Genomic DNA, 15,179 nt, shown 5'->3' with positions numbered 1-15,179 from the left:
CTTACCCTACGGTCATTTCACCGGAAGTGACCGAAGAGTCATATCGTTCGAGCCGGAATGGACGGGCCATGACGCTGTGGGACCAGATCAACGAGCCGGTGACCTACGCCATACCGTTCTTCCTGCTCGCGGTCGTGGTGGAGGCGCTGTCCCTGCGGCACGACACCCACGACCGCCGGGGCTTCGACAAGACCGACACCCGGACGAGCCTGACCATGGGCGTGGTCTCGCTGCTCTTCAACGGGGGCGGCAGGGCACTGGCTCTGATCGGTTACGCGGTGCTGTACGTGGCGTCCCCGTTCCGCCTCGACCCGCACAACTGGCTGGTCTGGGCCGGGGTCATGGTCGGTGTCGACCTGATCTGGTACGTCTACCACCGCATGTCGCACCGCATCCGCCTGATGTGGGCCGCGCACCAGGTCCACCACAACAGCCGGTACTTCAACTACTCGACCGCGCTGCGCCAGAAGTGGAACCCGTGGTTCGAACTCCTGCTCTGGACGCCGCTTCCGGTGCTGGGCGTGCCGCCCTGGATGATCTTCACCGCCTTCTCGGTGAACCTGATCTACCAGTTCTGGGTCCACACCGAGACCATCGGGAAGCTGCCGCGCTGGTTCGAGTTCGTGTTCAACACCCCTTCGCACCATCGCGTGCACCACGCCAGTGACCCGGAGTACCTGGACAAGAACTTCGGCGGGATCTTCATCATCTGGGACCGCCTGTTCGGCAGCTTCCGTGCGGAGACCTTCCGGCCGACCTACGGCCTGACGAAGAACATCGACAGCGACAACGTGCTGACCTTGCAGTACTACGAATTCGGTGCGCTCTGGCGCGATCTCCGGGCGGCGAAGGGTCCCCGCGACCGGTTCGGCTACCTCTTCGGCCCGCCCGGGTGGCAGCCCGCGCTCTCGCCCGCGGTGACCACCGAGGAAGCCGGGGAAGGTGCCGGATCGCGCTGACGCGGATTTCTCCCTGCCCCGATGAACCCGCCGTGTCCGCCGGGCGTTGATCAACACGGAGCCGCGGCGTGCATCGTGACGTGGCTCTCACTCACGGGCCGGTCCGTCGCCGACTTGCGGGGGCTTTTCCGGATCCGGTAGGTATATCCCGGGACGCCGGTGAAGAACCGTCCCGGTGAGGGGACGAAAAACACACGACGCGTGTTGTCCGATCTTCGGGTGTCCTCCGTATTCACCGGTATGGACGCTCGAACCGGCAGCGGATTGTCAGCACGTGGTTGTCCCGGACGGGCGGCGCGACATAGCCTCTCCGGCAGTGGAGAACCCGTGAGGTGTGACCAACACGAACCGGACCCGCGACGAGGGCGCAACCCCGGCTCGTCCGTCATGGGCCGACCGCGGCGAGGAGCTCATGCGTACTGACGACGGCAGAACCGGTCGGAGCCCTACCCGAGGGGCTCCGGAGCCGGTCGCCATGACGGGTCACTCCGGCGAGGAGGCGGGCCGGTGACCGCCGACCAGTACTACGACCGTTACGGCAGCGCGGACCCGCCCGAACGGTCCGTCACCATGTCCGACATCGCCCAGCGCGCGTTCGAACTCGGCGCGCGCGACTTCGAGGACGGCCTGCACGCCGACGCGGAACGCTGGCTGCGCACGGCCGTCGAGTACGGGTTCGAGGAAGCACGGCCGTTGTGGGAGCACTGCGCGAGCCACCTCGACGCCGAAGACAAGGAAGCGGGTGCCGAGTACGACCGGTACCTGACCGCGCACGGTGATGAAGGCCGCAAGCGCGTCGGCTACCGGGACCTGGTCCTCGTCCTGTCCCACCGCGACCGGACCCTCGTGCGAAGGCAGTTCCAGCTGATCGACCGGCTGGAGGGCGCGCTGAGCGAGGTCGACAAGGTCGCCACCCTGCTCCAGCTCGACCGCATCGCGAACCGGATCCGGCGCAACGCCGAGAACCTGATGGTGCTCTCCGGCGGCAGGCCGGCGCGCAAACAGGTCGACACCGCCGAGATCATCCGCACCGCGATCGCCGATGTCGACCAGCACGAGCGGATCGTGCTGAACAAGGAGCCGTACTGCCGCATCGACGGGCACGTGGCCGGTGACCTGACGCGGCTGCTCACCGAACTGCTCGACAACGCGACCGCGTTTTCCGATCCGTCCACCGCCGTCGTGATGGACCTGATCGAGGCCGACCGGGGCGCCCTGCGGATCGAGATCACCGACCACGGTCCCGGCATGAGCGGAGCCCAGATCGCCGAGGCCAATTCCCGGCTCGCCGGCGGCACGGCCGATCCGCTGATGCCCGAACAGCTGGGACTGGCCGTGGCCGGGCGGCTCGCCCGCCGCCACGGCCTCCACGTGACGCTGGAAAGCGGTATGGGACTGCCGGGCGTGAAGGCGAGCGTGCTCGTCCCCGGCGAGGTCCGGACGGAGATGTCGGTCGCCATCCGCCTGCCGGATTCGCCGGCCCGCCAGGTGCTGCCCCGCCGGCCGGACAAGGGCACCTCACGGCGTGAGGGCTACATCGGTTCGTTGTCGCCCGCTCCGCCGCCCGCGGAGGAGATCGCCTACCCGTCGGTGGAACCCGATCCGGAACCCACCTGGACGCGCTCGGGCGCGCGGTGGAGTCCGCCCGAACACGAGTGGACCCCGACCGGAGCGGCATGGGCTTCCCCCGAGTCCGAGTGGACCCCGCCGGATCGCGCCGCCGTCGAGCCGGAACCGGCCTGGGACGGCACGACGGAGGAGGAGCCGGAACCGGAACCGGCGTGGGGCCGGGTGGAGATCGCCGAGCCGGAACCGGAGCCGGCCTGGGGCCGCGTCGAGGTCGCGCAGCCCGAGCCGGAACCGGTGTGGGCTCCGCCGGAGCCCGCCTGGGCTCCTCCGCAGCCGGCCGCGGCCCCGCCGCGGCGCGACTACGGGGCCGGTGATCCACTCGCCGGCGGTCGGGCCGGGACGGTGGTCCAGGAGACCACGCCGATCTTCGACGCGATCATCCCCGCCTGGTTCCGTGAGGATTCCGCCACCGCGGGGTCCTCCACCGGTACTACCGGCACCGGCGGGTGGGACTTCGCGGCCGACGCGAGCTGGCGCGCGGTGCAGGAGGTCTCGCAGGCCGCGCCGGAGACCTTCACGGAGGTCGGCTTGCCCCGCCGTCGCCGTGGCGAGCAGCTCATGCCGGGAAGCCTTGCCCCGCCGAGGGGTTCCTTTCCCGCCCCGCCTCCGCCTGAGGTGCCCACGCGCGACGCCAACGAGATGCGCGGCCGCCTGAGCAACTTCCAGCGTGGTCTGAACCGTGGCCGTTACGCCTCTCGTGAGCAGCCTCCGGTACCCGACGTCGCCGACACCTCGCCGGGCATGGAGTTCCCGCGGCCCCCCGAACCGGCATGGTCGTTTCCGGTCGAAGACGGCCAGGACGCCTACGCCGACGAAACCGAGTTCCACGACCTCGATGTGGAAGGGCGGCGTCTGGAACCGCCACCACCGCCACCGCCACCGTCCGCCGACCGTCTTCCGGCGCGGGGCGAGACCACGGCGCGTGGTCTGGAACGGTTCCGGCAGGAGGTCCGGCGGGGACGGCACCGCGCGGGTCCCACGGATTAGGGCGCGTGGCGGCGGTGAGCCACGGCCGACGTGATCATCCGCGGGGCACTAGGGTGGGGCGGGTGGAGCAGCGCGTTCTGGGCAGGACAGGCCGAAATGTTTCGGTGATCGGGTTGGGCACCTGGCAGCTCGGCGCCGACTGGGGGCAGGTCGACGAGGACGCCGCCCTCGCGGTGCTCGACGCTGCGGTGTCCGCCGGGGTGAGCTTTTTCGACACCGCCGACGTGTACGGCGACGGGCGCAGCGAGGCCTTGATCGGCCGGTACCGGCGTGAGTGTCCGGACCGGGAGATCTTCGTGGCCACCAAGATGGGCAGGCGCGCCACACTCGCCCCGGCGAACTACACGCTCGACAACTTCCGTGCCTGGACCGACCGGTCCCGCGAGAACCTCGGGGTGGAGACGCTGGATCTGGTTCAGCTGCATTGTCCGCCCACGCCGGTCTACTCCAGTGACCCGGTTTTCGACGCGCTCGACACACTGGTCGCGGAAAAGCGGGTCGCGGCCTACGGGGTCAGCGTCGAAACGTGTGACGAAGCGCTGACGGCGATCGCCCGGCCCGGGACCGCGAGTGTGCAGATCATCCTGAACCCGTTCCGGCTCAAGCCGCTCGAGCGGGTCCTGCCGGCCGCGGCGCGGGCGGGCGTCGGGATCATCGCGCGGGTACCGCTGGCGTCCGGGCTGCTGTCCGGCCGGTACACCAAAGACACGGTGTTCGGCCCGGACGACCACCGCACGTTCAACCGGCACGGCGAGGCGTTCGACCGGGGTGAGACCTTCGCCGGGGTGGACTTCGCCACCGGTGTCGAGGCCGCCGCCGAGTTCGCGGAGCTGGCGGGAGAAGGGGCGAGCCCCGCGCAGACCGCGTTGCGGTGGATCATTCAGCAGCCTGGCGTCACCTCGGTGATTCCCGGCGCCCGATCACCCGAGCAGGCCCGCGCCAATGCCGCCGCCGCGGAACTGGCCCCGCTTTCACCGTCCACTCTGGACGCTGTCGCCGATCTCTACGACCGGAAGATCCGGCCCGGGGTTCACCAGCATTGGTGACCCCTGAACCGGGACCGCCCCGGTTGTCTACTGTGGACATATCTCGGCCCTGAGGCACGTCCTCGGCTTTTCCTTGCCCGTGCGCGTTTCCGTCGACGGTGCGCGCCGCGCGGCCGGTGGTGACGTGACGCTCGCATGTTACCCATGCTCAAGGCCGCGATCGTTCCCCGCCGCGGCGCACCGATCAACAGTGACGCCGTGCCGGCCGGTCCGTGTCCGGGTGAGGAGCGACGATGACGGTTTCGATGCCGGGGGTCACCGGGCCGGACACCGGCCGGGTGACCGCCGTGTTCGAACGCCGCGGCGCGCCGATCGAGGAACTCGCCGGGCATGCCGGTGAGGTCGCGCGGGCGTGCCACGCGATGGCCGAGCGGTTTCATCACGGGGGAAAGCTGGTGGTGTTCGGCAACGGCCCGGCGAGCACGGACGCCCAGCACATCGCCGTCGAGTTCGTGCACCCGGTGATCGTCGGCAAACGGGCACTGCCCGCCATCTCGCTGACCGCGGACGTCGCGACCATCACGGGGGTCGCCGGGCGTCAGGGGCTCGACGAGATTTTCACGCACCAGTTGCGTTTTCTCGCCGCTGGAGAGGACATCGCGCTCGGTCTCTCGGCCGACGGTCACTGCCCGAACGTGCGGCGCGGCCTGGCGGCGGCCAGGGAACTCGGCATGCTCACGCTGGCGCTGGTCGGCGGTGACGGCGGCGCGATCGTCGGATGCGAGCGGGTGGACCACACCTTCCTCGCGCGGTCGGCCGACCCCCGGGTGATCAAGGAGGTGCACGTCACCACCTATCACATCCTGTGGGAGCTGGTGCATGTCTTCCTGGAGCAACCGGGGCTACTGGGACCGGGGGTGATCCGATGAAGCAGGAGCCGTGTGACGAGAGGGTGTGTGTCACCTGTTCCGACACCGCGGTCGAGGTCGTCGTCGTAGGGCTGCTCGACGGTGACCTCGCCGAGGCCGATCCGGGGGACGGCCGGATCGAGGAGGTCAGTGTCGCGCTCGTCGACGCGCGTCCCGGCGACCGGATCCTGGTGCACGCCGGTGAGGCGATCGCGGTCACGGGGAGAAACGCTCATGACTGAGCACGACGCGGCGATGAAGTCGCTGTATCCGTTCCTCTACGCGGGTGAGTCCGATCTCGGTGGCCTGCTGACCGAAGCACGGAAGTCCACAATGGACAAGCTGGCGGAGGTCACCGCGCTGCGCCGCACGGTGGGGGAGCGCGAGGGCCGCAGACTGGCGGAGTGCGCGCGGGCGATGGCGGACCGTTTCACCGCCGGAGGGCGCCTGCTGGCGTTCGGGAACGGCGGCAGTTCCACCGACGCCCAGGATCTGGCCAGCCTGTTCCTGAGCCCGGACAGCACCAGCGGCGGGGTGCCTGCCCGGCCGCTGCCCGCGTTCGCGCTGACCAACGACATCGCCGTGATCACCGCGCTGTCCAACGATGTCGGCTTCGATGTGGTGTTCTCCCGCCAGTTGGGTGCTTTCGGCCGGTCCGGTGACATCGCGGTCGGGCTGACCACGAGCGGCAACTCGCCGAACCTGCTGCGCGCCTTCGGCGAGGCGGCCAGGCGGGGGATGCTCACCGTCGGGATCGCCGGCTACGACGGCGGCAAGATGGCCGAACTGGACTGCCTGGATTACCTGTTCGTGGTGCCTTCACCGTCGGTGCACCGCATCCAGGAGGCGCAGACCACCCTTTACCACGCCCTGTGGGAACTCACCGTCGACGTCCTTGACGCGCGTGCCCAAGCCGCGCCGGAGCAGCGAGCGGAGTAACCGCGGAAGGAGACAACGCCGATGTGCCTGGCCATCCCGGGAGAGGTCGTCGAACTCGACCCTGCCCGGCCGGAGGTCGCCAAGGTCGAGGTGAGCGGCGTGCGGCGGATGATCAACGTCTCCCTGCTCGGCCAGTCGCCGCCGGTCACCGGTGACTGGGTGCTCATCCACGTCGGCTTCGCGATGTCCAAAATAGACGAAGCGGAGGCGAAGGCGGTCTTGGCGCTCCTCGACGGCATCGGCCAGTCCTATCAGGACGAGCTGGCCGCGATACGGGAATCCGGGATGGAGTAGGGATGCGGTTCGTCGACGAGTTCCGTGACGCGGAGAAGGCCCGCGCGCTGGCCGCGAAGATCGCCAGGCTGTGCGAGCCCGGGCGCGAGTACAAGATCATGGAGGTGTGCGGCGGGCACACGCACACGATCTACCGGCACGGCATCGAGGACTACCTGCCCGAGCAGATCGGTCTGGTGCACGGGCCGGGCTGCCCGGTGTGCGTGATCCCGATGGGCCGGGTCGACGACGCGATCCACATCGCGCGGCAGCCGGGGGTGTTGATGACCTCGTTCGGCGACATGATGCGGGTGCCGGGCAGCGGCGGGAACTTCTTCGACGCCGGGGCCGAGGGCATGAACATCCGGATGGTCTACTCGCCGCTGGACGCGCTCAAGATCGCCCGCGCGAACCCGGACCGGCGGGTGGTGTTCATGGCGATCGGGTTCGAGACCACCGCGCCGTCGACCGCGATGACCCTGCTAAGGGCGGCGGAGGAGAAGATCGGCAACTTCTCGGTGTTCGGCAACCACGTCACCATCATTCCCGCGATCAAGGCGATCCTGGACTCGCCGGATCTGCGCCTGGACGGCTTCCTCGGTCCCGGCCACGTGTCCACGGTGATCGGTTGCCGCCCCTACGAGTTCATCGCGCGGGACTACGGAAAGCCCGTGGTGGTCGCCGGTTTCGAGCCGCTGGACATCCTCCAGTCGATCTACATGATCATGCGGCAGCTCGCCCGTGGCCGCGCGGAGGTGGAGAACCAGTACTCCCGGGTCGTGAGCTGGGACGGCAATGGGGTGGCCATGCGGGTGATCGGCGAGACGATGCAACCGCGGCCCTACTTCGAATGGCGGGGCCTGGGCTTCATCTCGCACTCGGCGCTGCGGATCCGTGACGCCTACGCCGGGTTCGACGCCGAACGGATCTTCGATCTGCCGGGCGTGCGGGTGGCGGACCCGAAGGCGTGTCAGTGCGGCGAAGTGCTCAAGGGCGTGCTGAAACCGTGGGAGTGCAAGGTGTTCGGCACCGCGTGCACCCCGGAGACCCCGATCGGCACCTGCATGGTCTCGCCCGAGGGCGCGTGCGCGGCCTACTACAACTTCGGCCGGTTCAGCCGGCAGAGGGTGAAGGAGGCGAGCCCGGCATGAGTACCGAAGTGTCCACTACCGGTATGTCTACTTCGGACAGTCGTGAAAGGTCGGTACTCGACCGCATCGACCGGGCACGGCGTGCTCCCGCCCGGGTGCGGGCCGAGCGCGTCACCCTCGCCCACGGTTCCGGCGGCAAGGCGACCCACACGCTGATCGAGGCGATCTTCCTGGACGCCTTCCGCAACCCGCTGCTGGAACCGCTCGGCGACGCCGCGGAACTCGTCCTCGACGGCGCGAGACTGGCGCTCACGACCGACTCGTTCGTGGTGTCCCCGCTGTTCTTCCCGGGTGGGAACATCGGCGACCTCGCGGTCAACGGCACGGTCAACGACCTCGCCGTGTCCGGGGCCATCCCGATGTACCTGACCGCCGGCTTCATTCTCGAGGAAGGGTTTCCGGTCGCCGACCTGAAACAGGTGGTGGCCTCGATGACCGCCGCGGCACGGGCCGCCGGGGTCGAGGTGGTCACCGGAGACACGAAGGTGGTCCAGCGCGGCAAGGCGGACGGCTGTTACATCAACACGGCCGGGGTCGGCGTGCTGAAACGGCCCGGCGGACTCGGCGTGGCGGGCGTGCGCCCCGGCGACGCGGTGCTGGTGTCGGGGCCGATCGGCGAGCACGGCATCACGATCATGCTGGCGCGCGGGGAACTGGACATCGACGCGGATCTGGTCTCGGACACCGCGCCGGTGCACGGTCTGGTCGCGAGTCTGCTGGCGGCCGCCCCGGGGACGCGGATGCTGCGCGACGCCACGCGCGGCGGGGTCGCGACGATCCTCAACGAGATCGCCACGGGCGGCCAGGTCTCGGTCGTCGTCGACGAGGACGCCGTCCCGGTGCGCGCCGAAGTGCGCGGCGCCTGCGAACTGCTCGGTATCGACCCGCTCTATGTCGCCTGCGAGGGCCGGTTCGTGGCCGTGGTCGACGGCGCCGAGGCGGACGCGGCGCTGGCGGCGATGCGGGGTCACCCGCTCGGCGAGCAGGCCGCGGTCATCGGCCGCGTGCGGCAGGATCCACCGGGCATGGTCCTGGTCACCACGAGCTTCGGCGGCACGCGGGTGGTGGACCTGCTGGTCGGCGATCCGTTGCCGAGGATCTGCTGAGCCATGCACGAGCTGGCCGTCACCCAGAGCATCGTCGACGCCGTCGCCGAGCGGTTCGAGGGCGTCCAGGTTTCGGGTGTGCGGCTGGAGATCGGCAAGCTTTCGGGAATCCTGCCCGACGCGGTGCGGTTCTGCTTCGACCTCGTCGCCGAAGGCACCACGCTGGCGGGCGCGCGGCTGGACATCGACGAACCGGCGGGCCGCGCGCTGTGTGGCGACTGCGGCAGCGAGTTCGAACTGGACGTCCCGATTCCGTTGTGCCGCTGCGGCAGCGCCGGCGTCCAGATCCTCGCCGGTGACGAATTGCGGATCCTGTCGGTGGAGGTGACATGAAACGGCTCCTGACGCGCGGCTGCCACGGTGATCAGAGAGCGCGCGCCTTGCCGATAGGCCCGCTATCGGGGCGGCAGGGCGCCCGGCTCGGTGAAGTGCCTTGCGCTGTGAAGGAGCGCCCTGTCGACACGATCGCGGTCGCGCGCAAACCCGCGGAAAGGGAGGTGATGTGAAGGTGTGTGGTACCTGCGGGTGCGGTGGGGATGAGCACGGCCACGGGGAGACCGTGCCGATGGAGCACCGTGTCCTGGCCCGCAACGACCATCTGGCCGAGCACAACCGGACGTGGTTGCGAGAACGGTCGATCCTGATGGTCAACCTGATGAGCTCGCCGGGTTCGGGCAAGACCACGTTGCTGGAGCGGGTGATCACCGGGCTGCTCGACCGGGTGCCGGTCGCGGTGATCGAGGGCGACCAGGCCACCCCGCTGGACGCCGATCGGATCCGTGCCACCGGTTGCCCCGCGCTGCAGGTCAACACCGGCTCCGGATGTCATCTCGACGCCGGGATGCTCGCCGGTGCGCTGGACGAACTCGATCCGGCGCCCGGTTCGGTCCTGTTCGTGGAAAACGTGGGCAACCTGGTCTGTCCCGCGCTGTTCGACCTCGGTGAGGACCACCGCGCGGTGGTCATGTCGGTCACCGAGGGGGAGGACAAGCCGCTGAAGTATCCGTACATGTTCCGCACGGCGGATGTGGTCCTGCTGAACAAGGTCGACCTGCTGCCGCACGTCGACTTCGATCCCGTTCGCTTCCGTGAGCGGCTCAGCCGGGTCAACCCGGCGGCGGATGTGCTGCCGGTGTCGGCGCTGCGGGGTGACGGACTCGGCGAGTGGGACACGTGGCTGGCCGACCGGCTGCGGCGGTTGACCGAGGAAGCAGGGATACCGCGGTGAGCGGGCCGGTCGCGGAGTACGGCCACGCCGTCGACGTGGCCGACGCGGTGCTGTACGAGGGCTACCTGCTTTACCCGTACCGGAAGTCTTCGGGGAAGAACCGGGTCCGCTGGCAGTTCGGGGTGCTCGCGCCGCGTACCTGGGTGCCCGAGGAACTCGCGACGGACACCGGGATCAGTGGGTCCGCCGACGCCTGGCGCCAGCGGACCGAATGCCTGCTGGAGGCTCCGGCTTCTGCGACTGTCCACATGAGACTCCGGTTTCTCCGGACCCGGCATCGTTCGGTCCAGGCGGCCTGCCCGGACCGGGGTTTCCGGCCGGTCGGCGAACTGACCGTGGACGGCGAGCAGTATCTGACTTTCGACGAGGCGATACCCCGCGAGTACGACATCGAGGCGACGGTCGGCGAGTTGTGCGAGGCTCCCCGCGTGACCGAGATCTTCGCGCCGCCCGGCGAAGAGATCGAGCGGCTCGGTGACGTGGGCCGTGTGGTCTGGACCACCTGGCCGGTGCGGGCGGTGGTGCGACTGTCGGCGGAGCGAGCGGACGCGCCGTTCCCGTTGGTGCGGCTGCGCGCCGAAATAGAGAACACCGGCGATGCGCCGACGGCGGAGGCTCCGCGTACCGAGGCGCTGCGGGTTTCCCTCGTCGCGACACATTCCCTGCTGTCGGTGCGGGGCGGGTCGTTCCTGTCGCTGCTCGACCCGCCGGTGTGGGCCGAGGCGGCCGCGAAAGAGTGCCGCAACGTGCACACCTTCCCCGTGCTGGCCGGGGACGCGGGCCGGCGGGACGTGATGCTCTCGGCGCCGATCCTCATGTACGACCACCCGGAGGTGAGCCCGGAAAGTCCCGGCGCGATGTTCGACGCCACCGAAATCGACGAGATCCTGTCGTTGCGGACCCTCACGCTCACCGACGAAGAAAAGCGTGAGGCACGGGCGACCGATCCGCGAGCGGCCGAGATCATCGACCGGGTCGACGGGATCCCGCGCGAGGTCCTGGACCGGCTCCACGGCGCGGTCCGGTCGCTGCGGCCGCTGGGTGCCGGGCAGGACGAGTCGCCGTCGTCCCCGCCTCGCTGGTGGGAACCGGGCGCGGATTCGGCGCTCCGCCCGGACAGCGACGCGGTGCTCGTCGACGGAGTGCGGGTGGCCAAGGGAAGCCAGGTGCGGCTCCGGCCCCGCCGTCACGGGGCCGACGCGCACGACATGTTCCTCGACGGGCGGACCGGCCTGGTGGAAGCGGTTTTCCTCGATGTCGACGACTCCCGGCACGTGGCGGTGACCATAGTGGACGATCCTGGTGCCGACCTGCACCGGTGGTACGGCCGCTACTACTACTTCGCCCCGGATGAACTCGAACCGATCGGGACGACACCATGATCACGCGACCCGGGACCTCGGTACTCGTCGCCGGGATCGGCAACGTGTTCCTCGGCGACGACGGGTTCGGTGTCGAGGTGGCGCGGCGGCTGTCGGCCAGGCCGCTCCCGCCCGGCATCGAGGTCACCGACTACGGCATCCGCGGCCTGCACCTGGCCTACGAGTTGCTCGGCGGCCGCTTCGACACGCTGGTCATGGTCGACGCGATTCCGCTGGACGACCCGCCCGGCACCATCGCGGTCCTCGAGGTGGACCCGGACGCCCCCGAGATCGCCGGGCGTGGAGTGGACGCGCACGGCATGGATCCGGTGGCGGTGCTGGGTTTGCTGCGCACGCTGGGCGGCCGGGTCTCCCGCGTACGCGTGGTGGGCTGCGTTCCCGCCGTGCTCGCCGAAGGCATGGGTTTGTCGGATGTGGTGTTCGCGGCGGTCCCGGAGGCCGAGCGGGTGGTGCTGAAGCTGGTGGCCGACCTCGCGGGCTACGGCCCCGCGTACGAAATCGAGCCGGAAAAGGTCAGCGCTGTCGGACGGAGGAACCCGAAATGACCACAGAGTCGGCACGAAGCGCGGTGACCCCGCACACGGAGGGCTTCGACGAGATGCACATCCTGTGGATCTCGGAAGGAATGAGCTGTGACGGCGACACGGTCTCGGTGACCGCCGCCGCGCAGCCACCGATCGAGGACGTGGTGACCGGGCTGGTGCCCGGACTGCCGAAGATCCACCTGCACAACAAGGTGCTGTCCCCGACCTTGGGTGGTGAGCAGTTCCTGGCCCCGTTCCGCGCGGCCGCGGCCGGCCGGCTGGACAAGCCGTTCATCCTGGTGATCGAGGGATCCATCCCCAACGAGAACATCAACGGTGACGGGTACTGGACCTCGTTCGGGAACGACCCCGACACCGGTGACCCGCTCACGCTGAACTGGTGGATCGACCGTCTCGCGCCCAAGGCGTGGGCGGTGGTCGCGATCGGCACCTGCGCGACCTACGGCGGCATTCACGCCATGGCGGGCAACCCGACCGGATGCATGGGCCTGGCCGACTATCTCGGCTGGGACTTCCGGTCGGCGGGCGGGCTGCCGATCGTCAACGTGCCCGGCTGCCCGGTGCAGCCGGACAACTTCATGGAAACCCTCACCTGGGTGCTCTACCACGCGGCGGGCTCCGCGCCACCGCCCCCGCTCGACGAGATGCTGCGGCCGCAGTGGTTGTTCGGCAAGACGGTGCACGAGGGGTGCGACCGCGCGGGCTACTACGAGCAGGGCGACTTCGCCGAGGACTACAACTCGCCGAAGTGCCAGGTCAGGGTGGGCTGCTGGGGACCGGTGGTGAACTGCAACGTGCCCAAGCGCGGGTGGATGGGCGGGGTCGGCGGCTGTCCCAACGTCGGCGGCATCTGCATCGCGTGCACCATGCCGGGTTTCCCGGACAAGTTCATGCCGTTCATGGACATGCCGCCGGGGGGCCATATCTCGTCGTTGGCCGTCAAGCCGTACGGGACGTTCATCCGGCGGATGCGCGGCATCACCAACCGCACCGTGAACAAAGAGCCCAAGTGGCGGCACAACCGGGACAAGCTCACCAGCGGCTTCGACCCGCGCTGGCGCCCGGCGTCCCCGACCCGTTAACGGTCAACGGTTCCCGACGAGCAGGCAGGAGAGCGGACATGACGGCAACCCAGCGAGCGCGCACCAGCAAGGACAAACAGCCGCAGATCATGGAGATGGCGTGGGATCCGATCACCCGCATCATCGGCAACCTCGGCATCTACACCAAGATCGACTTCGCGAACCGGATGGTGACCGAGTGCCACAGCACCTCGTCGCTGTTCCGCGGTTATTCGGTGTTCATGAAGGGCAAGGACCCGCGGGACGCCGGGTTCATCACCAGCCGGATCTGCGGGATCTGCGGTGACAACCACACCACGTGCTCGGTCTACGCGCAGAACATGGCCTACGGCATCAAGACCCCGCCGCTGGGGGAGACGATCCTCAACCTCGGCGAGGCGGCGGAGTACATGTTCGACCACACCATCTTCCAGGACAACCTGGTCTTCATCGACTACTGCGAGGCGATGGTCAAGGACACCAACCCGAGCGTGCTGGCAAGGGCGGAGAAGACCGCGGCGCCGGGCGCGGCCGTGCACGGTTATCGCACCATCGCCGACATCATGCGCGCGCTCAACCCGTTCGAGGGCGAGGTGTACAAGGAGGCGCTCAAGATCAGCCGGGTCACCCGGGAGATGTTCTGCCTCATGGAAGGACGGCACGTCCATCCGTCCACTGTGTACCCCGGCGGGGTGGGCACCATGCCGGAACCGACGCTGTTCACCGACTACCTCTCGCGGCTGATGGACATCCTGGACTTCGTGAAGAAGGCCGTCTATCTCAACAACGACGTGTTCGACTTCTTCTACGAGGCGCTGCCCGGCTACGAGGAGGTCGGCCGCCGCCGGGTCCTGCTGGGCTGCTGGGGTGCCTTCCAGAATCCCGATGTCGTGGACTACCGCTACCAGAACATGACCAACTGGGGCCGGGCGATGTACGTGACGCCCGGTGTCGTGGTCGACGGCGAGCTGATCACCACCGACCTGGTCGACATCAATCTCGGGCTCCGGATCCTGCTCGGCAGTTCCTACTACCAGGACTGGGTGAACGAGGAACCCTTCGTCACCCACGATCCTCTCGGCAACCCGGTCGACATGCGGCACCCGTGGAACCAGACCACCCTGCCCGAGCCGCGCAAGCGCGACTTCAACGACAAGTACAGCTGGGTGATGAGCCCGCGCTGGTTCGACAAGCGAACCGGGGATCATCTCGCGCTCGACACCGGGGGAGGCCCGTTCGCCCGGTTCTACACCACCGCGCTCGCCGGACTGGTGGACACGCCCTACGTCAAGTCGACCGGCAGCAGCGTGCAGATCGCCTTGCCCAAGAGCCGCACCCTGCCCGAGATGACGCTGGAGTGGAAGATCCCGAAGTGGTCCAACGCGCTGGAGCGCAACCGCGCGCGGGTCTACTTCGTGGCCTACGCGGCGGCGATGTCGCTGCGGTTCCTCGAGGACGGGATGAGCCGCATCCGCCGGGGCGACACCAAGGTGTTCACCGACTTCGAGGTGCCCGACGAAGCGATCGGCTGTGGCTTCCACGAGGCGGTGCGGGGCGTGCTGTCGCACCACCTGGTGATCCGGGACGGCAAGATCGCCAACTACCACCCGTACCCGCCGACCCCGTGGAACGGCAGCCCGCGGGACCACTACGGCACGCCAGGCCCCTACGAGGACGCGGTGCAGGACATGCCGATCTTCGAGGAGAACGGTCCCGACAACTTCAAGGGCGTGGACATCATGCGGGCGGTGCGCAGCTTCGACCCGTGCCTGCCCTGCGGCGTGCACATGTACCTCGGTGGCGGCCGCACGATCGAGAAGCTGCACTCGCCCATGTGGGGCGCCTCGCATGCTTGACAGACCGTTGGACAGCCTTGGCCTGACCGATCAGGGTGAGCAGTCGCACGCGCCTTCCGAAGGTACCCGATCTTGGGGGCAGGGCTCCCAGCAGCAAGAACGGGAGTTGCCTACCAGCGAGAGCCCTGGCAACGAGATCGGGTGGGCGCGTTCTGAAAAAAACACCGAG

Annotated in this window: 15 protein-coding genes; all 15 read left to right on the top strand. The window is 68.9% G+C overall.

What is annotated here, in order from left to right; all coding sequences use genetic code 11:
* Positions 1-68 precede the first annotated feature (68 nt).
* The 15 genes from ACFSXZ_RS06900 (at position 69) to ACFSXZ_RS06830 (ending at position 15,010) form a co-directional block, all read left to right on the top strand.
* Positions 69-959 (top strand): sterol desaturase family protein, encoded by an 891-nt coding sequence (locus ACFSXZ_RS06900; protein ID WP_378262412.1) that lies wholly within the window; start codon positions 69-71, stop codon positions 957-959.
* A gap of 507 nt (positions 960-1,466) precedes the next feature.
* The gene (locus ACFSXZ_RS06895) at positions 1,467-3,575 is read left to right on the top strand and encodes a sensor histidine kinase (RefSeq protein ID WP_378262410.1); all 2,109 of its coding nucleotides are present in this window, start codon (positions 1,467-1,469) and stop codon (positions 3,573-3,575) included.
* A 62-nt stretch (positions 3,576-3,637) separates the two neighbouring features.
* On the top strand, positions 3,638-4,621 hold the full coding sequence (locus ACFSXZ_RS06890; RefSeq protein ID WP_378262408.1) for an aldo/keto reductase: 984 nt from the start codon (positions 3,638-3,640) through the stop codon (positions 4,619-4,621).
* 233 nt (positions 4,622-4,854) lie between these two features.
* Positions 4,855-5,490 (top strand): D-sedoheptulose-7-phosphate isomerase, encoded by a 636-nt coding sequence (locus ACFSXZ_RS06885; protein WP_378262407.1) that lies wholly within the window; start codon positions 4,855-4,857, stop codon positions 5,488-5,490.
* Positions 5,487-5,711 carry a HypC/HybG/HupF family hydrogenase formation chaperone gene (locus ACFSXZ_RS06880; RefSeq protein ID WP_378262405.1) on the top strand — a complete coding sequence of 75 codons (225 nt, stop codon included), beginning with the start codon at positions 5,487-5,489 and terminating at the stop codon, positions 5,709-5,711. The genes ACFSXZ_RS06885 and ACFSXZ_RS06880 overlap by 4 nt, the downstream gene beginning before the upstream one ends.
* Positions 5,704-6,408: a D-sedoheptulose-7-phosphate isomerase gene (locus ACFSXZ_RS06875; RefSeq protein ID WP_378262403.1), complete on the top strand. Its 705-nt coding sequence runs from the start codon at positions 5,704-5,706 to the stop codon at positions 6,406-6,408. The genes ACFSXZ_RS06880 and ACFSXZ_RS06875 overlap by 8 nt, the downstream gene beginning before the upstream one ends.
* Positions 6,409-6,429: 21 nt before the next feature.
* On the top strand, positions 6,430-6,702 hold the full coding sequence (locus ACFSXZ_RS06870) for a HypC/HybG/HupF family hydrogenase formation chaperone (protein ID WP_378262401.1): 273 nt from the start codon (positions 6,430-6,432) through the stop codon (positions 6,700-6,702).
* A gap of 2 nt (positions 6,703-6,704) precedes the next feature.
* On the top strand, positions 6,705-7,832 hold the full coding sequence (gene hypD, locus ACFSXZ_RS06865) for a hydrogenase formation protein HypD (protein ID WP_378262399.1): 1,128 nt from the start codon (positions 6,705-6,707) through the stop codon (positions 7,830-7,832).
* Positions 7,829-8,938, top strand: coding sequence for a hydrogenase expression/formation protein HypE (gene hypE / locus ACFSXZ_RS06860; protein WP_378262397.1), 1,110 nt, complete (start codon positions 7,829-7,831; stop codon positions 8,936-8,938). The genes hypD and hypE overlap by 4 nt, the downstream gene beginning before the upstream one ends.
* Positions 8,939-8,941: 3 nt before the next feature.
* The gene (locus ACFSXZ_RS06855) at positions 8,942-9,271 is read left to right on the top strand and encodes a hydrogenase maturation nickel metallochaperone HypA/HybF (RefSeq protein WP_378262395.1); all 330 of its coding nucleotides are present in this window, start codon (positions 8,942-8,944) and stop codon (positions 9,269-9,271) included.
* 175 nt (positions 9,272-9,446) lie between these two features.
* Positions 9,447-10,166 carry a hydrogenase nickel incorporation protein HypB gene (gene hypB, locus ACFSXZ_RS06850; protein ID WP_378262779.1) on the top strand — a complete coding sequence of 240 codons (720 nt, stop codon included), beginning with the start codon at positions 9,447-9,449 and terminating at the stop codon, positions 10,164-10,166.
* Positions 10,163-11,548 carry a hypothetical protein gene (locus ACFSXZ_RS06845; RefSeq protein ID WP_378262393.1) on the top strand — a complete coding sequence of 462 codons (1,386 nt, stop codon included), beginning with the start codon at positions 10,163-10,165 and terminating at the stop codon, positions 11,546-11,548. The genes hypB and ACFSXZ_RS06845 overlap by 4 nt, the downstream gene beginning before the upstream one ends.
* Positions 11,545-12,093 (top strand): hydrogenase maturation protease, encoded by a 549-nt coding sequence (locus ACFSXZ_RS06840; RefSeq protein ID WP_378262391.1) that lies wholly within the window; start codon positions 11,545-11,547, stop codon positions 12,091-12,093. Before ACFSXZ_RS06845 ends, ACFSXZ_RS06840 begins: the two co-directional genes overlap by 4 nt.
* Positions 12,090-13,175 (top strand): NADH-quinone oxidoreductase subunit B family protein, encoded by a 1,086-nt coding sequence (locus ACFSXZ_RS06835; RefSeq protein ID WP_378262390.1) that lies wholly within the window; start codon positions 12,090-12,092, stop codon positions 13,173-13,175. Before ACFSXZ_RS06840 ends, ACFSXZ_RS06835 begins: the two co-directional genes overlap by 4 nt.
* Before the next feature lie 38 nt (positions 13,176-13,213).
* Positions 13,214-15,010, top strand: a complete 1,797-nt coding sequence (locus tag ACFSXZ_RS06830; protein ID WP_378262388.1) for a nickel-dependent hydrogenase large subunit — start codon at positions 13,214-13,216, stop codon at positions 15,008-15,010.
* Positions 15,011-15,179 lie beyond the last annotated feature (169 nt).

The organism is Amycolatopsis pigmentata (assembly GCF_042684065.1).
GTDB classification, from domain to species: domain Bacteria; phylum Actinomycetota; class Actinomycetes; order Mycobacteriales; family Pseudonocardiaceae; genus Amycolatopsis_E; species Amycolatopsis_E pigmentata.
This window is presented reverse-complemented; position numbering and strand designations above follow the sequence as displayed.